We start from the raw sequence: 23,592 nt of genomic DNA, 5'->3' as shown, positions 1-23,592 counted from the left end.
AGACCCCCGGCAAACCAAATAATGGCAAAATCAATAATTACCGAGAATCATTCGACGGCGTGCTGCTGAGCGACGGCGTCGGATCCGACGGGTTACGCGATACCTGGGCGAGAACGGCCTGCAGGCGATCAGCCGAGGGCTGGAAGCCGGCGAGGGCCGAGTCGAGCTGCATGACTACCGATTGCGCCTTGTCCTGATCGGCGACACCTTGCAGGCCGAGATCGAAATAGGTCGACATGGCATAGCGCGCCTCGGGCGAGCCCTGCTTTTCGGCTTGCTGGTACCAATAGAAGGCGCGGGCATAGTCGATATCGACGCCGACCCCTTCGGAATACATGACGGCCAGGACCAGTTGCGAACGCGAGTCGCCGTTGACGGCGGCCAATTGGATAGCGCGGACGCGGTCCAGATTGGTGAAGCGGTCGCCGCTCGGCATACCGATCATGCCGCGCAGGCCGTCGAGCGTCTGCTTCGGCACGTCCTTGGGCTCGAAACAGGCCGCATGCAGCAGGTCGAGATAGTCGAGGGCACGCACGACATGGATGAACGGCAGTTCGTCCATGCGCGACAGGGCATAGGTCGCCCCGTCATCGAGTTGGCTGTCGTCGGAGTGCGGCACGCCGCCATTGGGCGCTTCCGGCGGATAGAATTCGTAGGGCGCGACCCAGCGCTTGGCCTTGGCTTCGACGAAGGAAGCGTATTTGGCACGGTCGGGCGCCGACTTTTCGAAATCCTTCAACAGGACATAGGCGCCGACATCGCCGGTTTCCGAGGCCTTGTAGTTATAGAGATAGGCGTCGACATCGGAGCGTTCGAACAGCGAACGGACATTGGTCATGCCGTAATTATTGCCGCGGAACATGGCGCGGATGGCCTGCGGATTATCGGCCGGCTCGCCCATGGGACCGTATTGGTCGTCATAGAGGCGGCCCAGCGTACGGAAGCCGTCTGCACCCATGGTCGACATGACATAGATGACACGGTCGCGCACCTTGTCGCGTTCACCGGAATCCATCATTGACAACTGATCGTCCAGCATCTTGTAAGCACGTGCGCGCTCATAGGCCCGGCACTTGTCGTAACGCGACGCCATGGTGCCGCCGCGCGGATCCATGGCCCGGCTCATCGGCGCGTAGCCGGACTGATTGGCCAATGCCAAAACCAGCCAAACCGACGATTCGATATGATCTTCGAGGTTCTTATCCGCAGCGTTCAGCGCCGCATAACGGTTGGCCAATTCGAGCTGGGCGAAGAAATCATTGCTGAAGCCGAGGTGGCGGTAATAGCGGATTTCGCGTTCCTGGCCGTTGAAGCCCTGCATCTGGAACATGTCGGGCGGACGCGGACAGGCATAGGCAGCCTGGAGCGGGTCGACGCCGTTCGAGCGATGCAACCAGCCGAAGGTCGAATCGTCGCAACCGGTGAGAGTCGTCGCAAAACCAAGACCGAAGAGTAACGCCGTCCAGTGACGCACGCTTCCCCCCTGTCTCTTGAAGACCTGCTTCGCACCCTCACTCAGGGGCCGCAAAACCGATCCGGTCTGATTACGTTCTGACATCAGCAATCGCTCCGACGGCGTCGGCAAAAATATGGTTAACGCATCTTGTGTTAAGGATTATGAAGACTGTCAAGCGCGCCACCCCCTCTGGCCCCGTTATATCAATGAGCGTTGCCAGATTGTCGCGAAAAAGTAAGAACGCGATAAAGGCCGCATAACCCAAACCCCGTGAGTAAACACCCACCCATGCATCATGCGTCAAATCGAGCGTCTTGGGAAGAAAAAAGTGTTAAGACTATGGCGTCGGCTTAAGGTTTCCCGCAGGGCGTGCTATGGCGGGCACACAGGTCCGGCAAATACGCGTACCAGGAGAAAATTGTGTTCGAGCCCAAACAAACTGCCACCTCAGGTCTAAGCAAAGCCGAAATATATCAAGAGGTTACCCGCGATATTTTGGCGGTTTTGGACGGCGAAAGCGACCGTATCGCCCGCATGGCAACCTGCGTCTCCCTTCTGGTCCAGGCCTTTCCAAACTGGTTCTGGACCGGCTTCTACAGCGTCGATATCGTTAAGAAATCTCAGGGCGTCGACGAGCTGGTGGTGGGGGTTTATCAGGGCACACTGGGGTGCCTGCGCATCGCCTTCAGCCGGGGTGTCTGCGGCGCTGCGGCGGCGACGAAGACCACGCAAATCGTACCGGATGTCCACGCTTTTCCCGGCCACATCGCCTGCGACTCGCGCTCCAATTCGGAGATCGTGGTGCCTGTCATCGATGCATCAGGCGAGTTGATCGCCGTCTTCGATGTCGATTCCGAGCAGTTTGCCACCTTCGACGAGGAGGACGCCACGTACCTCGAAGCGCTGATGAAGGCGGTGTTTGGTTAGGCCGAAGGCCACCAGACTCGAGCATGGCCGCGAGATTCGGAGTGCGGATTTCCCATGAATCGGGCCACAACTACTCCGAATCTTCCCAGCGGCCATCTCGGATTGGCAAAGTCGCGCCTCAGTATTAAGCGTCAGACGACAGAGCTTTAAACCGCGTGGCCATGGCCTTGCGGCGTTCATGGCTGGCCTTCTTGGCCGTTTCGACCGCCAGCACCTCGGTGGCGTTGAGCAGGTGTTCGATGACCCGATCCATATGTTCGTGCATGGCTTCGCGGGCGTCGCCGGCCGAACGCTTCTTCAGGGCGCGCAGGATGCCGGCGTGCTCGTCGATACGCTGTTTCATGCCGAGGTCGGCGGCCCGCGCCAGGATGTTCTTGGCGAGCGGCGAACGGTAACGCCAGTCCCACAGATTCTCGACACAGCTGATCAGCGCGCCGTTGCCGGTGATATTGGCGATGGTCAGATGGAATTCGCGATCGGCCTTTTCGGCCTTGACCGGGTCTCTGTCGTCCATCCTGTCGAGCAGCTTTTCGAGCTCGGCTATGTGCTCGTCGGTGACCAGGGTGGCCGCCATGGCCGCAACCTCACCCTCGAACAGCCGTCTTGCCTCGATGAGTTCGAAGGCGCCGATTTCGGAGTCGGTGATCGGCGTCGCCGTCACCTTGTTGCGCCGGACCAGAATACCGTGGCCGTGCTTGGCTTCGATGAGACCCAGGATTTCAAGAGCGATCAGCGCCTCGCGCAGGGTCGGCCGCGATACCCCGAACTGGAGAGCCAGGTCGCGCTCCGTCGGCAGACGTTCGCCGGGCTTGTAACGGCCCGATTCGATTTCCGCGGCGATGGAGTCGGCTATCTGACGATAAAGTTTCTTGGTATCTGACATGGCTCTGAATATGACGCCAAAACGGCGGAATCGCCGCCTATCTATGACATGACGCGGAACAAAGTCAAAACGGCCACGCCAGGTTACTTGAAGCGGTATAGTTTCAACTGCTGGATGCCGAATCCACCGGCATTGATCTTCAAATGGCGCCCTTGATGGTTTTCATCGCCATTCAACCAGCGTCCGGGTGTCCAGACGCCGTTAACATAACGCCCCTCGACGATCTGTTCGATACCCACGGCCATCTTGTCCGCGCCAGCATCCTCAAACGTTACAACGACACCGGTGCCGGCCACGACGAAGCTGTCGTCCCCTGTCTGGATAATCAGCCCGCCATTGGCGGCGATGTTCTGCTTGTCCTTCGGCGTCCAAGGATCGATGAAGCTAACTGTGAAACGGTAATGGCCCAGCACGAAGGACTGCGGGGTTTCGTCGACCACGCCGTCGAACGAGACGCGCGGACGGAAGCCACGCATACGGCCGGTGCCCTGGGCGTCCAGGATCAGTGGAGACAGCTGAGAGAGGGTGTCATAGGCCTGGGTCAGGTTGGCGCTGTTGTCGGGCGTGATCTTGTCGATGGCAAAGGGCGAAAAACCGATCGAATCGAGCTGGCCGGTAACGTAGAAGGCATTGGCGCCGGCTTCCGGCTTGCCGGCCGAATTGGCCTCCGGGATGAAGAAGGTGTTGTCGGGGCGTTTGAAGCGATCGGCCCAGTCGGTAAAATTGGGGAAATACATGTCGATGGCCAACATGTCGATGTCCGGGCCGGCGGCCTTCCAGATATCGAACAGGTGGGGCAACGGACCGGCGCTGGGGTACTGGCCGGGCGTCTTGCCGGGCCGGATAAGCGCCGCATTGACATACATGGGCAAGGGATATTGCGCCTTGCCGGCCTGAGTCAGGTCATTGGCGAAGACGGCGTAATACCAGGCCTGGAAGACTTCTTGCGCGGCCGTCGAATCGCCGAAGACCTCGTGCCACGAACCGCTCTCTCTCAGCCCGTTGCCTTCCCACAGGTTACGCACATAGGGATCGAGGCCGTCATGGTGGGCCTTGAGATAGGCGATGAGGGCGGCGGGCACCGGCCCGTCGAAGGCGGCCTGGGCCTGCGGGCTGTAATCACGCACGACCGGTAACATGCCGATCTCGTTTTCGACCTGCATCATGACCACCGTATGGTCCGTGTCGAAGACTTTCAGGTGCGCCAGCAGCGCCGCATAGGCCGCCTTGTCCGCCTTCAGGGTGTCGGGATCGAAGGCCGACAAGATGTCCTGGGCCTGGCCCTTGTCGTCCTCCGCCTTCGCATAGGTGGCGTAGTCGTGCTTGACCCAGGCGGGGGCGTAGGTCGACATCGAATTCTTCCAGGCGCCGAACCACAACAGGACCAGCTTGACCTTGTTCTGCCGCGCCTGGCGGATGACGCCGTCGATCACCGTGAAATCAAAATGACCTTGCTCGGGCTCGATCTGGTCCCACTCGACGGGCGTAATGACGGTATTCAGCCCGACGGACTTCAGGGCCGGCCACTGGGCCTGCAGATAATCGAGGCTGGAGGCGCTCGAATTGCTCAATTCACCGCCGAGAATGAGGAAAGGCTTGCCGTCGACGACCAGCTGCTGTGTTGTCCCGTGAGCCGCGAGATGCGGGGGGGCAGGCTGGGCGGCCAGCGCGGGCGCCGTCAGGACCGTCGACGCGAAAAGGGCCCAGGCCCATGATTTTGGCGATAGGGTCACGGTCGGTCTCCGTCATATGGCGAGATAGGTTTTTTGCACCGCATAGGGCGACTATGAAACCGCCGCCCATCCTGCACAAGCGTATAAAAAAGTGATGCACCCGGAAGTGCATCACAGTTGGGAGTGAGGGGAGTGGGGTTGGCCTGCGGGCGACGGAACCTGGGGATCACCCAGGCTCCGCACCCAGAAGCCGTGCCCGCATTTAGTATTGTGCGCGCCAGCCCAGGATAATGGTCTGGCCCGGGTTGTTGAACTGATAAGGGACATTCTCGAAGCCGAGATAGCTTCTGAAGCCCTGGTTATCCAGATTGGTGGCGTCCAGGGTGATGCTTTGATCGATACCGAAAGCGTGGAACTTGTAGGCGGCGGACAGATCGATCTGGTGACGGGCTTTCTGATACCAGTCATAGGGGATGCTGTTCGGCGACGGCAGGGTGCCGATCGTCATCTTGCCGACATTGACATAGCTGATGTGGGTCGAGAACCCGCCATGTTCGTAATAACCCGTCAGGTTGTAGGTATATTCGGGAATGCCGGTCAGAATATGGGCGTCCGAGAAACCGAAGTGGGTGTAGTTGAACGTATAGCCGAGGCCTGCGACCAGGTTGTCCAGGGGCTGGACCCACATGAATTCCTGGCCGGTCAGCTTCACCTTCTTCGGGATGTTGATCGGGCGCGACAGATTGACGTTGAAGCCGTTCAATAGTGACGGATCGGCCGTAATTTGGTCGACCGTCTTGCCCAGAGCGACGCCAATGGCCTGCTGTTGATTGCCGCCGAGCGCCGAGAACGGCACGCCCAGGGTGGGGAAGGGCACGACCTGCGTCTGGTTGATCGTGTAGTTGGTGAGGATCTTCTGGAACAGGGTCAGGCCGACATAGCCGGTCTTGCCGGTATAGTATTCACCGCCGATGTCGAGGTTCCGCGAATAGAAGGGCTTGAGCCCTGGATTGCCCTGGCTGGCGTTTTGGGCGCCCGGATCGCTGTAGCCGAGTTGCGACGTCATTTGCGACGGGTTGGCGCGTGTCATGGTCTTCGACGCGGCCAGACGCAGGTTCAAATGGTCCGTCACATTGGCGACGAAGTTGAACGACGGCAACACGTCCTTGTACTTGCGATGGGTCGTGATGTTGACGATCTGACCGTTGACGCTCGACGGCGAGGTAATGGTCTGTTCCGTCGTTTGGAAGCGATAGCCGATATTGCTTTTGGTCGGCACGCCGAACAGGGTCGAGCGGTTGAGGACCATGCCGTAGCCGGCGCTGATCTTTTCTTCGATGCTGGTCGCGCCGGCGCCGTTATAGGTGGTGCCGGTGGTCACGACGCCGCGGGCACTGGCGATGGCGTCATAGCCGATCGCCGGCGCCAGCTTGTCGAAGTCGGGCGTCACGAAGGTGGTGAAGCCGGCGCCCGACACGCCATCCCGGAACATCGGGGTGGTCATGGTCTTCAGGAAGCCGGGGAGGGTGGCGTCCGTGACCGCCGCTGAATAGGCGTTCCGCAAGGCAACCGAGTTGTCATAGACATTGATCTGACGATTGAAATTGTCGAGCGCCCAGCCGCCCTTGAACGTCCAGTCGCCGACCTCCTTGGTCAGATTGGTGTGGAACGACTTGGTATCGACGACACGCTTGTCGCGCTGGAAGAAGATATTGCCGATGAACATGCGCCAGCCGAGGTTCGGGTTGTTCAGGTCGACGCTGGGCGTGATCGTCGGGATGTCATTGCCTGAATCATTGACATAGGTCGTATTGAGCGTCGTCTGGAACGGCGTGCGCATCTTGAAGAAGGTGACATCGCGTTCATAGGTCGACCGCATATAGGCAAATTCGCCGTCCCATTTCAGGGTGTCCGAAATCCGCCAGTCGAAGCCGGCATTGGCGCTGCCATAGGCCGTCTTGTCGCGGTAGAAATTGCTTTCCTCGAAGAAGTTCGAGTTGGCGAACGTGCCCGCGGTGACGACGTCATTGGCGTCGACCGTCATGCCGATGGGGATCATGCCGCCGTTATAATCGTCGCCGGGGCCGGTATTGCGCACGGCCCACATCATGTCGGAGCGCTCGGCGATCCGGCTGGCGTCACCGCCCAAAATGTCGAGGGTGAACCTCAGGTCCTGGGACGGCCGGTACTCGAAGGCCAGCAGTCCGACCTTGTTCTTGCTGGTGCCGTCGAGGAAATAGGTGCGGCCGAGGCGCGGCAACAACGCACCCTTCAGCTGGTCTTCGGTGACGTCGGGATTCAGCGCCAGCAATTGCGCTTCGGACAAGGCGCCCGGCGTCAGGCCGTTGCCGGTATAGCCGTAAACCGTATTGCTGAATTTGAACTGGTTCGAGCCGGCGGGATTGATGACCTCGCCGGTGTTGAAGCCGCCCGACGACGGAAATTGCGCACCCGGATCGCAGCTCGGGCAGAAGTTGGACAGGTTCGCGTCGCCCCAGCCCACGGTTTCGAAACCGTCGGAATAGATCTTCCTTTCGGACGAGGTGAAGCCGGCCAGAACACCGAACTTGTCCCAGGTCTTGGAAGCGACCGCCGTGATGCGTGGCGAGAATTTGCGCGCGTTTTGGCTATAGCTGTCCTGCAGGGCGAGGACGACATGGTCGCCCTTGCGGTCGAACGGGCGGGCGTTCTGGATGTTGACGGTACCGGCGATGCCGCCTTCCAGTGTATCGGCGCTCGGGCTCTTCGCCACGTCGATGCGATTAAACAGGCCGGTCGGGAACATGTCCAGGTCAACCTGGCGGTTCGGTGAGCTCTGGCCGGTGAAGCCGAAATCGGACGCCACCGCGACGCGGTTGCCGTTCATGCTGACCAAGGTGAAGCTGGACGGCAGGGCGCGCACCGAAATTTGCGAACCGTCGCCGGTCAGGGGATCGCGTTGCACCACCATGCCGGGGACGCGCTGCATCGATTCCGCCAAATTCAGGTCCGGAAACTTGCCGATATCTTCCGAGAAGATGGTTTCGCCGAAATTGGTCGAGTCCTTCTTGGCCTTGGTGGCACTTTGCAGCGATCCGCGAAAGCCGGTGACGACCACGACCGTGGTGTCGTCGGCCGCAGCAGCGGGAGCGGCGTCCTGGGCAAAAGTGACTGTGGCGCCGAGGGCGGACAGGCCCGTCAGCAAGGTCGCGCCCAGCAGCGCGAATTTCAGGTTATGGCGGCGCTGCGCCTTTGACGTGGGCATGATTTCCTCTTTCCTGTTTTAAGCTTGCATTACAGTGCAGGTCTTGTCGTGAAGCCGCTGGTAGCGGTCACATCGCCCTTTGGTAATTGGACAATGTCATTTTGTCAATAATGGCCTGACCAATATGTCTGATTATTGCAGTTCAATAACAGTTGAAAGGCGACGTATCGGCTCGTCGATTACCATCGGACGTCGTGAAATTTTCTAAGAAAACGATTGTTTCAAAGGCTTGTGGCCATGCGTCAGGCCGAATTGGACGAGGTTTCAGCTGTGCGGATATAGGTCAGATGTGCCATTTATGCGACGATCGCCAAAAAGTCCTTGCATTCAACCTTCCCCCGCGGCAAACCAATATATTGGTAATACCAATAATTTGTGATGAGTAAGATGATGGATTCGACCTATCCCGCCGACAAGACGGCGTCCGCCACCAGCGCCGGCGCTTTGATCATCCGTTCGGCCCGCGTGATCGTCACCTGCCCGGGGCGCAATTTCGTTACGCTCAAGATCATGACCGACCAGGGTGTCTACGGCATCGGCGACGCCACCCTCAACGGCCGCGAAAAGTCGGTGGTCAGCTATCTCGAGGACCACGTCATCCCCTGCCTGATCGGTCGCGATGCGCACCGTATCGAAGACATCTGGCAGTATCTCTATCGCGGAGCCTATTGGCGGCGCGGGCCGGTGACCATGTCGGCCATCGCCGCCGTCGACATGGCGTTGTGGGACATCAAGGCCAAGGCTGCCGGCTTGCCGCTCTACCAATTGCTGGGCGGGTCGTGCCGCGACGCCATCATGGTCTACGGCCACGCCAACGGCACCAGCGTGGCCGACACGATCGAAGTGGCGCAAAGCTATCAGGCCATGGGCTATAAGGCGATCCGCCTGCAGTGCGGTGTGCCGGGCCTGCCTTCGACCTACGGCGTGTCGAAGGACAAGCTGTTCTACGAACCGGCCGACAGCGACCTGCCGAGCGAAAACGTCTGGTCGACATCGGCCTATATGCGCATCGTGCCCGAATTGTTCAAAGCGGCGCGCGACGCCCTGGGCGATGACGTCCACCTGTTGCACGACGTCCACCATCGTCTGACCCCGATCGAAGCCGGTCGCCTCGGCCGCGATCTCGAACACTACCGGCCCTTCTGGCTCGAGGACGCGGTGGTCGCCGAAAACCAGGACAACTTCCGCCTGATCCGCAGCCATACGACGACACCCCTGGCGGTCGGCGAGATCTTCAACAGCCTGTGGGACTGCAAGGACCTGATCCAGAACCAACTGATCGACTATATCCGCGCCACGGTCGTCCATGCTGGCGGCATCACTCATCTGCGCCGCATCGCCGGTTTCGCCGACATCCACAATGTCCGCACCGGTTGCCACGGCGCCACCGACCTGTCACCCGTGACCATGGCGGCGGCGCTGCATTTCGACCGGTCGATCCCGAACTTCGGTATCCAAGAATATATGCGCCACACGCCAGAGACCGATGACGTCTTCCCGCACGGCTACCATTTCGACCAGGGCATGCTCTTCACCTCCGAAACGCCCGGCCTCGGGGTTGACATCGACGAAGCGAAAGCCGCCAACTACCCCTATAAACGCGCTTACCTGCCGGTGAACCGTCTCCAGGACGGGACGATGTTCAACTGGTAAGACGAAGACGGCGGCAGGCGCGGCAAGTGATCTGGCGATAAAAAACACAGGATACCACATGGAAACGACTTTTGGGGAAACGACCGCCCAAGCGCTGCCATCCGCCAAGCCAAAACTCGCCGGCATTATCCGCTGGATCGCCGCTGCTTTCGTCCTGTTGCTGTTCACCACTGCCGCTCATGCAGAAGACGGCTATGACCTCTGGCTGCGCTATCGTCCGGTCGCCGCGGCCGCGTCCTATCAACCCCGCGCGACCGCGATCGTCGGCGGCGACAGCCCGACCCTGAAAGCTGCCGAAAGCGAACTGCAGCGCGGCCTCGGTGGCCTGCTCGGCACCACACCCGTAATGTCAGCGACAGCCACCGACGGCGCCATCGTCCTCATCACGCCCGCAGACCTGCACGGCCTCGACCTGCCGCTCGCCAATCTCGGCCACGACGGCTATCTCATCCGTTCGACGACCCTGGACAGCCATCCGGTCACCGTCATCGCGGCCAACAGCGACACCGGCGTGCTCTATGGCGTCTTTCGTTTCCTGCGCCTGATCCAGACTGGCGCCAGTCTCGACAAGCTCGACATCAGCGACGCCCCCAAAATATCCAACCGCATACTCGACCATTGGGACAATCTCGATGGCCATGTCGAGCGCGGCTATGCCGGCAATTCGATCTGGGATTGGTGGCGGCTGCCCGACCTGAAGGACCCGCGCTATACCGACTATGCCCGCGCCAATGCCTCGATCGGCATCAACGGCGCCGTCCTCAACAATGTCAACGCCAAGACCGATTCGCTGACCGCGCCTTATATCGCCAAGGCCGCCGCCATCGCCGATATCCTGCGCCCCTACGGCATCAAAGTCTATCTGTCGGTGCGTTTCTCGGCCCCCAAGGAAATCGGCGGATTGCCGACCGCCGATCCACTCGACCCGGCCGTGCGTGCCTGGTGGAAGGCCAAAAACGAGGAAATTTACGCCTCGATCCCCGATTTCGGCGGCTTTTTGGTCAAGGCCAGCAGCGAGGGCCAGCCCGGACCCGGCGACTATGGTCGGACCCATGCCGACGGCGCCAATATGCTGGCCGAAGACGTGGCGCCCCACGGCGGCATCATCATGTGGCGCGCCTTCGTCTACGCCTCGGAAAACCCCGAGGACCGTTTCAAACAGGCCTATGACGGCTTCAAGCCGCTCGACGGCCAATTCGCCGTCAATGTCCTGGTCCAGATCAAGAACGGCCCGATCGACTTCCAGCCGCGCGAACCGTTCTCGCCGCTGTTCGGCGCCATGCCAAAGACCAACGAGATGCTCGAGGTCGAGATCAACAAGGAATATACCGGCCAGGCGACACACCTCGTCTATCTCGGCGCCCTCTATGAAGAGACGCTAAAGGCCGACACTTTCGCCCGCGGCAAGGGCTCGACCGTGGCGAAAGTCATTGATGGCGAACTCGACCACCACGGCCTGACCGCCATGGCCGGCGTCTCCAATATCGGCGACGACCGCAACTGGACCGGCCACGATTTCGACCAGGCCAACTGGTACGCCTTCGGCCGCCTGGCCTGGGATCCGGAAGCCTCCAGCCGCGATATCGCCGCCGACTGGGTCAAGATGACCTTTTCGAACGACCCCGCCTTCGTCGCCCCGGTCGTCGACATGATGATGACCTCGCGCGAAGCCGTGGTCAATTACATGACGCCGCTGGGCCTGCACCACATCATGGGCACGGGGCACCATTATGGCCCGGCACCGTGGGTCCACGACCAGGCGCGCCCGGAATGGAACCCGGTCTATTACCATCAGGCCGACGCTAACGGCATCGGCTTCGACCGCACCCGGACCGGCAGCAATGCCCTGTCGCTCTATGCCCCCCAGGCCGCTAAACCATGGCTCGACCCCAATAAAATGGACCAGCGCTATCTCCTGTGGTTCCACCACGAACCGTGGACTTTCCGCATGCAGGACGGTCATACCCTGTGGGACGACCTGGTCATCCACTATCAGACCGGCGTCGACCAGGTCACCACCATGCGCCAGACCTGGGCGACCTTAGGCGCCTATGTCGACCCGCAGCGCTTCGAAGCGGTGTCGGCGAACCTCGCCACGCAACAACGCGAGGCCCAGTGGTGGCGCGACGCCTGCATCGCCTATTTCCAGTCGAAGTCCGGCCTGCCCCTGCCGGCCGGTTACGCCCCGCCGCCGCAGTCGCTCGACTATTATGAATCGCTGAAATTCCCGTTTGCGCCGGGCCAAGGCAAATAGTGCCATGCAAATAGCGCCATATGGACTTCTCGTGCCGGGCCTGTAAGGTCGCCTGAACCTGAGGATTGCGGCGCATGTATCGATATCTGTTCGTTTTGGCGGCCGGCTTGGCCGCGGCGCCCGTCCATGCCGAAGCGCCGACCGAGGTGGTCATCCACGCCAACCGCTTCGCTGTCTATCGTGGCGACAAGGCCTTCAGCACGGTCGATATCGACAAGGCGGGCATTGGCCGCAGCGACTCGGTCGACCAGACCCTGAAACTGTACAGCCAGGCGTCCCTGTTTCGCCGTTCCTCCAGCCTGACCGCCAATCCGACCGTCCAGGGCCTGTCCCTGCGCGCCATCGCGCCGTCCGGCGCCGGCCGCGCCCTGGTGACGCTTGACGGCATCCCGCAGAACGATCCCTTCGGTGGTTGGGTCATCTGGGCCGCCATGCCCCAGGACGCCATCTCCCACGCCCATATTGTCCGCGGCGCCGGCGGCGGCGCCTATGGGGCGGGCGCCCTGACCGGTGTCGTCGATCTCGACCTGGCGCCGCCGCAAAGTGTCGGCTTTTACGGCACCGTCGAAGCCGGCGAGGGCGGTAATAACCGCCTGGCGGTAGGCGGTGCGATCGGCGACCTCTCCCTCTACGCCTCGAGCCAGACCCTGCACGGCGATGCAGCGGTGCGCGACCCGCAACGCGGCGCCGCCGACGTAGGCACGTATGGCCACGACAACAGCCTGCTCCTGAATTACCAGAAAGCCCTCTGTCCCTTCGGCATTTGCGGTCAGTTCGACCTGCTGGCCGGCCATTATGACAGCCGCCGCGAAACCGGCCTCAAAGGCGCCACCGCCCTGTCGCAAGGCGAAAACTATAGCCTCAGCTTTACCCAAGCCCCGACCGCCGATGCCAACGGTTTCCGCCTGCAAATCTGGCACAAGGATTCGGACCTTGCGAACCGTTCGGTCTCGGTGGCGCCCGGTCGCGTCTCCACCACCCTGGCCAACGACCAGGTGGCGACCCCGGCCTCCGGCGACGGCGTCGCCTGGGCCATCCGCCACCAGACCGCCGGCAATGAATGGGAAATCGGCGTCAACGCCCAAACCAGTCGCGGCAAGTCCGAGGAATATTACCGCTATATGCCGGCCGCCACCCGCTTTCGCCAGGCCGGCGGCAATGCCTCCCTGGTCGGCCTCTACGGCGAAGGCAGCATGGCAAGTGGCCCATGGACGGCGACCGGCGCCCTGCGCGTCGATCAATGGAAAACCTATGACGGCCACCGCCATGAGACTGACCTGACGACCAGCCTGACCATCCTCGACCTGGCTCCTGAGGCGCGCAGCTATGTCATCGCATCCGGCCGCCTCGGCGCCGACTATGCCCTGTCCGATGCCACGTCCGTCCGCGCGGCCGCCTATACCGGTTTCCGCCCGCCGTCGCTCAACGAGCTCTACCGGCCGTTCCGCGTCGGCAATGACGTCACCGAGGCCAATCCCGACCTGAAGCCGGAAATCCTCACCGGTATCGAAGCCGGCATCCGCCACGGTTCGCTGATCGACGCCGACCTGTTCTACAATGTCGTCCAGGATCCGGTCAGCAATGTCACCATCGGCACTGGTCCCGCCACCTTCCCGACGGCGGGTTTTATCCCGGCCGGTGGCACCCTCCGGCAACGCCGGAATGTCGGTCAGATCGAGGCTTACGGGCTGGAAATGCAGGGGGCCGCACCGCTCACGAGCCACCTGAGCTTGACCTTGTCGGCGACCCTGACCCATGCCCGCGTGCGAAAGGCCGTCACAAATCCGCAACTCAACGGCAAACGCCCGGCCCAGGCGCCGGACAATAGCGCCACGCTCGGCCTGAGCGCCGATTTCCATCCGCTGACGTTTTCCGCCGATCTGGCCTTCGATGGCGAAGCCTATGAGGACGATCTCAACACCCTGACGCTCAAGCCGTCGCGACGCCTCAACCTGCGCGCCGATTATACCCTAACAGATCACCTGACGGCCTATGCCGATATCAACAACGCGCTCGACGACCGCGTCCAGATCGCCCACAGCGGCGACGGCACCCTGAGCTTCGACAATCGCCGCATGGTGACGGTAGGGCTTAGTTTTCGGCAGTAGGGCTGCCGACGAGATTCGGAGTAGTTTTACCCTTTTCAAGGAAAACCGGCGCTCCGAATCTCGGAGGCTGGGGCAGAAAATAGTAATATATTACCTTGGGCGAATGACGTAGTCCGAGCTTGCCGAGTAGTGCCCAAACGTTCAAAACCAACCCAGCTTCAACCCCGCCAGATAGGCACGGCTTTCGCTCAACGACGTCATAATCGGCTTCACATAGGGCGCTTCCTGTTCGACGAAATAGCCCTTGACCCCGATCCTGTGCGCCGTCGTGAACACCGCTTTCCAGTCGATCATGCCGGCGCCGACCTCGACCGAGCGATAGCCGACAGGCGCCGAAGCGTCCGCCACCATGTCCTTGACGTGCAGCAAATCGATGCGGTCGGCATATTTTTTCATCATCGCCACCGGATCGCGCCCGCCAGCCGCCACCCAGCCGAGATCCATCTCCAAACGCAGGTCGGGGCTCGACCCGACCAGGATGTCGTAGCCCGTCGTCCCATCCCCGTTTTCGCTTGGTAAATCACGGAACTCCATCGGATGGTTGTGATAGGCGAATTTCAGTCCGGCCGCTTTCACCTTCGGCGTCATCATCGCCAACTGCTCGGCATTGGCTTTCCACGCATCCAGAGTCATGGCCTCGATCATGGCAGCAACCCAGTCCTTGGCCGAATCCAGCGCCGCCAGCGGTTTGGGCGACGAGCAAACCAGCCATTCCGCACCCAGTGCCCTGGCATCGGCGATCTTCTGATCGAGCCCGCTCATCAGGTCGCCCATACTGGTGTGCGCCGAACGGCAGGTCAGCCCGGCATCCCTGATCATGGCGCCGAACTCGGCCGCCGTGTGGCCGATCGTGCCGGCGGTTTCGACGACGTCGTAACCCGCGTCCTTCACCGCCTTCAATGTGCCCGGAACGTCTGTCTGAAGTTGCGCATTGACGGCCCACAATTGTACACCCAGCGGCCACATTTTCAGCACCCCTTTCGCTGAGACGGCGCCAGTCGTGGCCGCGGCGCCCAATCCCGCGGCAGCGCCCAACAGAAGGTGACGGCGGTTCAAAGTGCCATGATCCATGACGATTTCCTCTCGGTTTTTATCGTTTATAGCCGGCCTTAAAGCACGGATTGTAATCGATAACAACCGGTCGGGACTGCGGCCGTTGGCGCATCCAGGCCCTGCGAATCCCGCGTCGACTCGGCGCAGTCACTTAGCCGATATTGCCTTGCGGACAGCCGTTGTCCTCATTTTCATGTGGCATTTTCGCAACTGCAGTTTTGGCTTCAATACCGCAGGCGTGGTCAGGCCGAGTCATCGGAGGACGCATCTGTGTCTTGATTTTAAAAAGTTATTTGCATTAATGAAATTAAAAATTGGTTTTATAGTTTTTGCCATTGGTAACATTTTGGTTCGTTTTAAAAAATAAAAATTTTGTTCTAAATAACATGCAATTGACATTTAAATTCCATGGAATTAGCTTCACCTGGCCAAACTACCTTTAATATCAATCATATGAGTAACGTATCGGATTTAAGTTTGATGGCGGGCGGTTAGGGTCAGGATCGGAGGCGTGCCAGTTTTAGCGAGTGACGCGCCTCCAAATTGGACTGCATAAATTACGTGATGAAAAGTAATTTTCACTCACGCGCGTAAATTTTGGTTCGAAAAGTCCTGAGTAGCCAATAGGCACCGGCCGAATGGTTGCGGGCGAGCAAAGCAACGGCAAGCCGCGATCATCGCGATGCCGGCGCAGTTGGGTTGAAAACAAGACATGAACCAGACCACATTGGAGGAAGAAATGAGAACCAGGGGAAAGCCCTTTAAGTGCGTGCTTCTCGGCGCGACGATGCTGATGGGCGGCTATGGCAGCGTGCTCCACGCCCAGGATGCCGCACCCAAGGCGGATACCGGCGACCAGGCCGAGGTCGTCGTCATCACCGGCTTCAAGAAAAGTTATGCTGACGCCGTAAGGGCGAAGCGTACGAACATCGAAATTACGGACGGTATTTCGTCCGACGGTCTGGGTCGCTTCCCGGATCTTAACGTGGGCGAGGCGCTGCAACGCATCCCCGGCATCCAACTCAATCGCGAAGCCGAGGGCCGGCAGGCATCGATCAATCTGCGCGGCATGCCGGGCAACTATGCGCGTCTGACCCTGAACGGTCAGGCCATCGCGGCGCCGCCGATCCAGGGCGCCACCGGCGGGTCGGACGGCGCTGCCATGGGGTCTTTCAATTCGGACATCTTTTCGGCCTTCATGATCGAAAAGTCGCCGATGGCGAACGCGCCGGCCGGCGGCTTGTCGGGCAATATCGATATGCAGATCGCGCCGGCCTTGTCGCGCAAGGACGGCGGTTTCTTCAAGGCCGCCCTGGAATATAACACGCTCGGCAGCCTGAGTTCACCGGCCTATACGCTTGGCTATAACAAGCATCTTTCGCGTGATTTCGCCGTGTTCGGCACGGTGGCTTACAAAAAGGAGAACTTCCGCCGCGATGAGCTCCGCTTTAACGGCTATTCGCGTTTGAACCCGACCAATACCGGCCTGAGCAACGCCCAGTTCGCCTCGCAGTACGGTAGCTATTATTCGGCGACGGGCGATTCCTGCTCCGGTGTCGATACTTGCTCGTTGTCGTCGGTCCTGGGCACGTCCGACTATAATACCGCGGCGACGGGCACCAGCGGTCAAAAAGGCCTCTACGTCCTCAACACCCTGCGTCAATATACGCGAATGAATGTCGGGGAATTGTGGACCGCCTCGGCGGGCATGGAATGGCGGCCCAACGACAATACCAAGCTTGGCCTGACCGGCTTCTATACCGACCGGAATTTGCCGGATACGGTGCAATATTTCCAGATCAACTCGTTCTGGGACGGCGCCGGCACTGTCAGCCCCGTTGGCACGCCGGTCATGATGAGCGACGGCCGCGCGCTTTACCAGACCGTGACCTGGAATAATTATCCGGGCAAGTCATCGACCCGTCTGTACTCGCAGCACGCCGGCGATCACGGGCTGTTCGCCAATGCCGAATGGCATAATGAAGACTGGAACCTGACCGGCGTCCTCGCCTCGTCGAGCGGCACCAACACCTCGTCAGAAACAGAACTCGACCTAGTCACCAATTCAATCCCCGGCGGCAATGGTTTGAGTACGACGATCAGCAATGGTCTCGGCCACGCGTCGGCGGTCTCCCAGGTCATTACGCCGACACCGCAAAACGTTATTTTCGCCATGCCGTTCCACGATGCGACAGGCGGCGCCTATCAACCCGGCTACTGGAACTGGACTGCCGGCGATCAGGAAGACCTCTACACCGCCGACGGCCGCTACACCCTGAATGTCTCCGGCACGGTCAACAAGGCGTGGAACTCGGTCGATGCGGCGCAGTTCGATGCCGAACGGCAACTGCACTTCGGCCCCGTCACCAGCATCCAGGCTGGGGTTCGTCTGGAAAAGGACGGCTATCACGAACGTGGTTTCCGTAACATGGCCTATGGCATCCAGTCGGACAAAATTACCCAGTCGATGATCATCGCACCGCCCGGAGCGTCGGATTTCATGGACGGCAAGGTCGCCATTTCGAGCAATTGGCAAGCCATCGATCCGTTCGCCTTCCTCTCAGCGGTCCGTCCGGTATCGGTGTGGATGAATCACCCCCTGTCCAGCACCGGCCTCAACAACTACTACGAGGATGGCGCCTATTACGAACACCAGTTCGATATCGAAAGTACTCTGACGTCGGCCTATGTTCAGGCCAAGTTCGACACCTCGGTTATCGGCCATCGCCTGCGCGGCAATCTCGGCGTGCGCAGTGAAGCGACGGACGAGACCTACACGACCTTGAGTCCGATTTTCGCCAACGCCACCGTCGAGTCGAATTTCTGGGCCGGGTACGGCAGCCCCAGCGATATGAGCACGACGACCTATAAGCGCAAATACAGCCACCTGCTGCCGTCGGCCATCTTCGTGATGGACCTGCGTGACGACATGGTTATCCGCGGCGCCTATTACGACACCTATGTCCGCCCGGATCCGCGCACGTCGAACAACTCGTCCTATACCACGGTAACGACCAATACCCAGCAATCGACCACGACAAAGACGGTCAAGGACGTCAATATCAGCTTCAACAACAGCCGCCTGAAGCCCTATACGGCTTCATCCAAGGACCTGTCCTGGGAGTGGTACAACCGTCCGGGTGGTCTGATCTCGGTCGCCGTTTTCGAAAAAATCCTCAAGAACCGCGTCGAGGGCATTTCGGATCCGGCCATATTGTGTCCGGCAAACGGCGGCGGCTGGGGGTACGGCACCCTGACCTGGGACGGCACCTTCTGTAAGGCCAGTTCGTCGACTGCGGCGCTTGAGTATCATATCAACGCCAACGGGTCGTATAACGTCGATAAGCCGACCTATGTGAACGGCCTCGAGCTCAACATCCAGCAAAACTTCGACTTCCTGCCAAGCTTCTGGAAAAACTTCGGCGGTGCCTTCAACTACGCCTTCACGACGGCAAAGCAACGCGGAGCCGGAGCGAAAGCCGCGCCGTTCCCGGGTATTTCGAAGTTCGCCTATAACGCCATCCTGTACTACGAAACGCCGAAGTTCGGCATCCGCGGCGTCTACAACCACCGCACCACCTATCCGCTGACGGCGGCCGGCACCTATACCGGCAATTCCCGCAACGCGGCTGAACGTGGTCAGTTGGACATTGCCGCGTCGTACAATCTGACGGACAGGCTGACCCTCTCGTTCGACGGCTACAATGTGACGAATTCTCCCGTGAAGGAATTCGAAGTCGATCCGCGTCTCGTGCGATCGATCAAGTATGACGGCCGTACCTACACCTTCACCCTGAAGGGCACCTTCTAAATTCTGCGGCTGGTTCACCCGGCCGTACGGGAGAGGCGAGAATCAATGGCCATTTGCGTGGCCGTTGCTATCGCCCCAAAAGATCGCAAGGGCTCTGCAGCCCTTTCCACCGAGGTTCCGGCCGGCAATGCTCTTTCCTGGCGGCGCCGGCAAACTTGAAGCCTGGCCTTAAGGGGCCAGGCTTCCTTTTCCACTTCAGATGCCTTCCGATCGCCGGCTGCGGCAACCGAGGGCCCACCGAATCTTCGCCAAGGAGTCGACATGCGCAAACCGGTCACAAGGGTGATCATCGCCGGTGGCGGAACGGCCGGCTGGATGACGGCGGCGTGGTTTTCCAAGGTCCTGCGCGACGACCTCGAAGAGATCATCCTGGTCGAGAGTGAAGACATCGGGACCATCGGCGTCGGCGAGGCCACGACCCCCTATATCCAGATTTTCAACAAGACCCTGGGCATCGACGAAGACGAATTCATCAGGTTTACCCGCGGCACCTTCAAGCTCGGCATAGAGTTCGTGAACTGGGGCAAGCTTGGCCACACCTATCATCATGCCTTCGGCAAATATGGTCGCGAGTTCGGCTCTCTGCCCTTTCACTCAGTGTGGTTGCGGCATGCCCTGGAAAACAACGCGCCGGGGCTTGAACCCTACAGCCTGGCGGCGCTTGCGGCCTCGCACAACAAATTCATGCGTCCGACCGGCGCCAATTCGCCCCTGGCGGAACTGGCCTATGCCTATCATTTCGATGCCTCTCTCTATGCGCTCTTCCTCCGCGATTTTTCCGAAAAACGCGGCGTAAAGCGCGTAGAGGGCAAGATAAGCCGTGTTCTGCTGAAAGATGACGGCTTTATTGAAGGCCTTGTCCTGGATGGCGACAGACGCCTTGAGGCGGACCTTTTCATCGACTGCACAGGTTTCAGGGCGTTGCTCCTGGCGGAAACATTGAACATCGGTTTTGTCGACTGGAGCTGCTGGCTGCCCGCAGATCGCGCTTTCGCGGTCCCCACCCAAAGGCAAGGCGAGATCCCGCCGTTCACGCGCTCCATCGCCCACGCGGACGGCTGGCAATGGCGTATTCCCTTGCAGCACAGGGATGGCAATGGCCTTGTTTTTTCGAGTGCCTTTGCCGACGAGGGCCAAATGCTCGACCGTTTGTGCGCGAACTTGCCGGGCCAGAGATTGGCAGATCCGCGCCTTCTACGCTTCGCGACCGGACGCCGGGAAAAGTTCTGGCATAAGAACTGCGTGGCGGTCGGACTGTCGGCGGGATTCCTCGAACCGCTGGAATCGACATCGATCATGCTGATTCAAAACAGTATCGTACGCCTCCAGTATCTCTTCCCCGACATGGCCTTCGAGCCGGCCGACATCGATACCTATAATCGCGACATGGTCCGGGAATACGAAGAGATCCGTGACTTCCTGATCCTCCACTATCATGTCGGCGAACGGGACGACTCGGAATTTTGGCGCCATTGCCGCCATATGAGCATTCCCGAAAGCCTGGCCGACAGGCTTGCCTTATTCAAAAGCCGCGGCCGAATCCCCGTTGAACGCAACGAGCAATTTCGCGTCCCCAGTTGGTTCGCGGTCATGTACGGGCAGGGCTTGAGGCCGCGCGCGCCCGACCCACTGGCGCTAAGCATCAAGACGGCCGACATGAACCGCTGGCTATCCGACACGCGTGAGGTCATCGCCAACTGCTGCGCCTACATGCCAAGCCACCGGGACTTTCTTAAAAACATTTGCGGCGGTGACCTGAAATTATGACTGGTCGTCAGCGATGGGGGCTTGCCTTAATGGCGCTTATGAGAATAGATTGCGTATATGAAAATCAGTGGAGTCGAGACCATGAAGACCATCGTTTGCGAGCGGCCGTTTTCTCTTGAAATGGCGCAACGGGATCGCCCGGTTCGAGCGGCGGGGGAAGCCCTGGTGCAGATCAAGCGCGTGGGTCTATGCGGCACGGACTTTCATATCTTTTCGGGCAATCAACCCTTTCTCTCCTATCCGCGGGTGATGGGGCATGAATTGGCGGGGTATATCGTCGAGGTCGATGAAAATTCACCGCTTAAACCGCAAAGCCAGGTAACGATAAATCCCTACCTGCCATGTGGTCGATGTGTCGCCTGCCGGAAGCAGAAGCCGAATTGCTGCGTCAACATCAAGGTCCTGGGGGTGCATATCGACGGCGGCATGACGGAATATATTTCCGTCCCGGAAGCGGCGATCGTGCCGGCGGAGGGGCTAACGCTGGAGCAGGCGGCCATGGTTGAATTCCTGGCGATCGGCTTACATGCGGTGCGTCGCGGCGCTATCTTGCATGAGGAGTCGGTCCTGGTGGTCGGGGCCGGGCCGATTGGCGTGGCCGTGGCTATCTTTGCCGGCCTGGCCGGTGCGGAGGTGACCTTGATCGACACCAGTATTGAACGGCTCACCTATGCCCGGGATGTCGTGGGCATCGCGAATGTCGCCGTAGCGGATGACCAGGTCGCCGCCTGGTTGGAGGCGCGAACCCGGGGCGAGTATTTCGACGCCGTCTTCGACGCAACCGGCAGCGCCGCAGCGATCGAAACGGGCTTTGGTTATGTGGCGCACGGCGGCCGCTATGTCCTGGTCAGCGTCGTCAAGGACATGATCAGTTTTAAGGACACGGAGTTCCACAAGCGAGAAATGCAATTGATCGGTAGCCGGAACGCTACCCGCCATGACTTCCAAATGGTCATCGATCTGATGCGGGCGGGTGATATCCCGACTGATGCCTTGCAAACCCACGCCTTCGAACTCGCGGAAGCTGCAACGGTCATCCCGGCCTTAAAGGAACGGCTTTCCACCGTGTTGAAGGCGATCGGAACATTTTGATCGCACCTGACGCTATTCCTTCCCTGAAATCTCCAGGGTAATATGTTTGGCGGCCTCGCTCAGCAATTCCTGGGCGCGGTCCATATGCACGATCTGCGAGCCATCTATCATCTTGAGAAACGGCACGGTGAGGGCGGCGGCAATGCCACCGTGGAAATCGAAAATCGGATAGCTTATGTCGGTCACGCCCAAGGTCCTGGCGCTCTCCATGCGCTCGTAGCCGCGTTGGCGGACAGCGTTTAGAAGAGCTTTCAGACGAGGATCCATCGGCTGGCTGGCGTCGGCAACGGAGTTTTCTGAAGGGTCGAACGCCAATAAGACATGCCCCGAGCAGGTCGTCTCGAGATCGATTTCGCTGCCGATTCGGACATGAAATCCCGTTGGGCCCGGGTTTTGATAGCGCATTACAACCAGGCCCTTTCGGTTGTTGCGGATGACCAGATGGCACGATTGGTCCGTCGCGTGGGAGAATGCCTTCATGAAAGGGGTTGCGACTGCCGCAAGTTCTTCGGCTGGTGTCGCTTTAAACGCCAGATCCAGGACAAGGGGCGTTACGCGATATTTGTCGCCGTCATCCTTCCTGAGCCAACGCCGGCGCTCCATCACCATTATAATGCGGAAAATTTCGCCCATGGACAGCCCGAGCCCTGCCGCGATCTCGGAGATCGTCAAGCCACGCGGAGTTTTCGCCAGGAGTTCAATGACATTGAATCCCTTTTCAAGCGCCGGCGCGACATAAGAGGCGCTGGTGGTTTGCGTGTTGGTTTGGGGAATAATTTTTTCGTCCATAGAAGTGGATAGAATGTTGCGGTTGATGAGGCAAGACCAGATCTGCCGCAAAGGCATGGGTGAGGTCAATGTCCTTACCGATATTTGATGCTCACGCCAGACTTGGCCTGCGTTTCCTTATCTCGCATTTGCTAAGGTGCCAGGGCTGAATATCGGGCTGAACAGGAGAGACACGATGGATACCGCTGCCCCGCTGGTGAGAGAACCGTTCGACGACAGTATCGACACCGCCCTGATCATCGACGAAGACGACGTCAAGCGCCCCAATCCGGCGCGCCGCCTGCAGGCCAATGTCGAGAATTTTCCGGTCACCAGCATCGTGCTGGCGGCACTTTTCGGCGCTGGCATGGTGGCCCTGAGCCTGATGGTCGGGCGCGCTGTTCGCGGTCAAAGCCTTACCTATTAAGGTTTAGCGGCTTACCTTGGCCTCGATATCGCCCAGTACCGATTGCAGAGCTTCGAGATAGAGCGGCTTGACCATGTGGTGATCGAAGCCGGCTTCGCGCGTCAGGCGGCGGTGTTCGCTTTCGCCCCAGCCGGTCTGGGCGATAAACACGGTCTTGGCCAGTTCGGGCATAGGTTTCAGGTGCTGACACAGCTCGTAACCGCTCATACCGGGCAGGCCGATATCCAGCATCATGACATCGGGACGGTATTGCGGCGCTATCTCGAGCGCCTGCTTGCCGTTGGCCGCCAGCTTGTAGTCGTAGCCGAGCATCTCGACCAGCCAGCCCGTGGTCTGAGCCAGGGCTTCATTGTCTTCGACGATCATGACGCGCATGGTGGCGCCGCCTGGGCTGCCGTCAGCCATGGGAACCTCCGCTGGGTGCTGGCGGAACGCTTGATATATTTGGCAATTTCCGACCCCTGGTGTGGCGGCAT

General features: G+C 59.9%; 15 protein-coding genes. 8 read left to right on the top strand and 7 right to left on the bottom strand.

The genetic code is table 11. The annotated features are described in order from the left end of the window. Positions 1–37 precede the first annotated feature (37 nt). Positions 38–1,558 carry a tetratricopeptide repeat protein gene (locus tag AC1DX3_RS14895; RefSeq protein WP_476990102.1) on the bottom strand — a complete coding sequence of 507 codons (1,521 nt, stop codon included), beginning with the start codon at positions 1,556–1,558 and terminating at the stop codon, positions 38–40. 318 nt (positions 1,559–1,876) lie between these two features. Between AC1DX3_RS14895 and AC1DX3_RS14890 the strand changes: the two genes are divergently transcribed. After that, a complete protein-coding gene (locus AC1DX3_RS14890; protein WP_476990101.1) occupies positions 1,877–2,383 on the top strand; it encodes a GAF domain-containing protein in 507 nt (168 codons plus the stop codon). Between the two features lie 124 nt (positions 2,384–2,507). Here AC1DX3_RS14890 and AC1DX3_RS14885 read toward each other — a convergent pair whose 3' ends face one another. The 3 genes from AC1DX3_RS14885 to AC1DX3_RS14875 form a co-directional block, all read right to left on the bottom strand. Beyond that, a complete protein-coding gene (locus AC1DX3_RS14885) occupies positions 2,508–3,266 on the bottom strand; it encodes a FadR/GntR family transcriptional regulator (protein ID WP_476990100.1) in 759 nt (252 codons plus the stop codon). An 83-nt stretch (positions 3,267–3,349) separates the two neighbouring features. Continuing rightward, positions 3,350–4,999: a GH35 family beta-galactosidase gene (locus AC1DX3_RS14880; RefSeq protein ID WP_476990099.1), complete on the bottom strand. Its 1,650-nt coding sequence runs from the start codon at positions 4,997–4,999 to the stop codon at positions 3,350–3,352. Positions 5,000–5,201: 202 nt separating this feature from the next. Further along, the gene (locus AC1DX3_RS14875; protein ID WP_476990098.1) at positions 5,202–8,183 is read right to left on the bottom strand and encodes a TonB-dependent receptor; all 2,982 of its coding nucleotides are present in this window, start codon (positions 8,181–8,183) and stop codon (positions 5,202–5,204) included. A gap of 390 nt (positions 8,184–8,573) precedes the next feature. Between AC1DX3_RS14875 and manD the strand changes: the two genes are divergently transcribed. The 3 genes from manD (at position 8,574) to AC1DX3_RS14860 (ending at position 14,198) form a co-directional block, all read left to right on the top strand. Then, the gene (gene manD, locus AC1DX3_RS14870) at positions 8,574–9,836 is read left to right on the top strand and encodes a D-mannonate dehydratase ManD (protein WP_476990228.1); all 1,263 of its coding nucleotides are present in this window, start codon (positions 8,574–8,576) and stop codon (positions 9,834–9,836) included. A 58-nt stretch (positions 9,837–9,894) separates the two neighbouring features. Beyond that, positions 9,895–12,090, top strand: a complete 2,196-nt coding sequence (locus AC1DX3_RS14865; RefSeq protein WP_476990097.1) for an alpha-glucuronidase family glycosyl hydrolase — start codon at positions 9,895–9,897, stop codon at positions 12,088–12,090. A gap of 74 nt (positions 12,091–12,164) precedes the next feature. After that, positions 12,165–14,198, top strand: a complete 2,034-nt coding sequence (locus AC1DX3_RS14860; protein WP_476990096.1) for a TonB-dependent receptor — start codon at positions 12,165–12,167, stop codon at positions 14,196–14,198. A gap of 141 nt (positions 14,199–14,339) precedes the next feature. Here the strand turns inward: AC1DX3_RS14860 and AC1DX3_RS14855 are convergent, their stop codons facing one another. After that, positions 14,340–15,269 carry a sugar phosphate isomerase/epimerase family protein gene (locus AC1DX3_RS14855; RefSeq protein WP_476990095.1) on the bottom strand — a complete coding sequence of 310 codons (930 nt, stop codon included), beginning with the start codon at positions 15,267–15,269 and terminating at the stop codon, positions 14,340–14,342. 721 nt (positions 15,270–15,990) lie between these two features. On the opposite strand from AC1DX3_RS14855, the gene AC1DX3_RS14850 reads away from it, so the two are divergent. The 3 genes from AC1DX3_RS14850 to AC1DX3_RS14840 all read left to right on the top strand — a co-directional run bounded on the left by AC1DX3_RS14850 (position 15,991) and on the right by AC1DX3_RS14840 (position 21,921). Continuing rightward, a complete protein-coding gene (locus AC1DX3_RS14850) occupies positions 15,991–19,062 on the top strand; it encodes a TonB-dependent receptor (RefSeq protein ID WP_476990094.1) in 3,072 nt (1,023 codons plus the stop codon). Between the two features lie 261 nt (positions 19,063–19,323). Beyond that, the gene (locus AC1DX3_RS14845; RefSeq protein ID WP_476990093.1) at positions 19,324–20,829 is read left to right on the top strand and encodes a tryptophan halogenase family protein; all 1,506 of its coding nucleotides are present in this window, start codon (positions 19,324–19,326) and stop codon (positions 20,827–20,829) included. A gap of 81 nt (positions 20,830–20,910) precedes the next feature. Further along, positions 20,911–21,921 carry a zinc-binding alcohol dehydrogenase family protein gene (locus AC1DX3_RS14840; protein ID WP_476990092.1) on the top strand — a complete coding sequence of 337 codons (1,011 nt, stop codon included), beginning with the start codon at positions 20,911–20,913 and terminating at the stop codon, positions 21,919–21,921. Positions 21,922–21,933: 12 nt separating this feature from the next. Here AC1DX3_RS14840 and AC1DX3_RS14835 read toward each other — a convergent pair whose 3' ends face one another. Next, positions 21,934–22,767: an IclR family transcriptional regulator gene (locus AC1DX3_RS14835; protein WP_476990091.1), complete on the bottom strand. Its 834-nt coding sequence runs from the start codon at positions 22,765–22,767 to the stop codon at positions 21,934–21,936. Positions 22,768–22,885: 118 nt separating this feature from the next. Here AC1DX3_RS14835 and AC1DX3_RS14830 point away from each other — a divergent pair, with 118 nt between their 5' ends. Then, a complete protein-coding gene (locus AC1DX3_RS14830; protein WP_476990090.1) occupies positions 22,886–23,116 on the top strand; it encodes a hypothetical protein in 231 nt (76 codons plus the stop codon). Between the two features lie 3 nt (positions 23,117–23,119). Here the strand turns inward: AC1DX3_RS14830 and AC1DX3_RS14825 are convergent, their stop codons facing one another. Then, positions 23,120–23,521, bottom strand: coding sequence for a response regulator (locus tag AC1DX3_RS14825; protein ID WP_476990089.1), 402 nt, complete (start codon positions 23,519–23,521; stop codon positions 23,120–23,122). Positions 23,522–23,592 lie beyond the last annotated feature (71 nt).

It is taken from the genome of Asticcacaulis sp. P2_B1, assembly GCF_056404915.1.
This window is presented reverse-complemented; position numbering and strand designations above follow the sequence as displayed.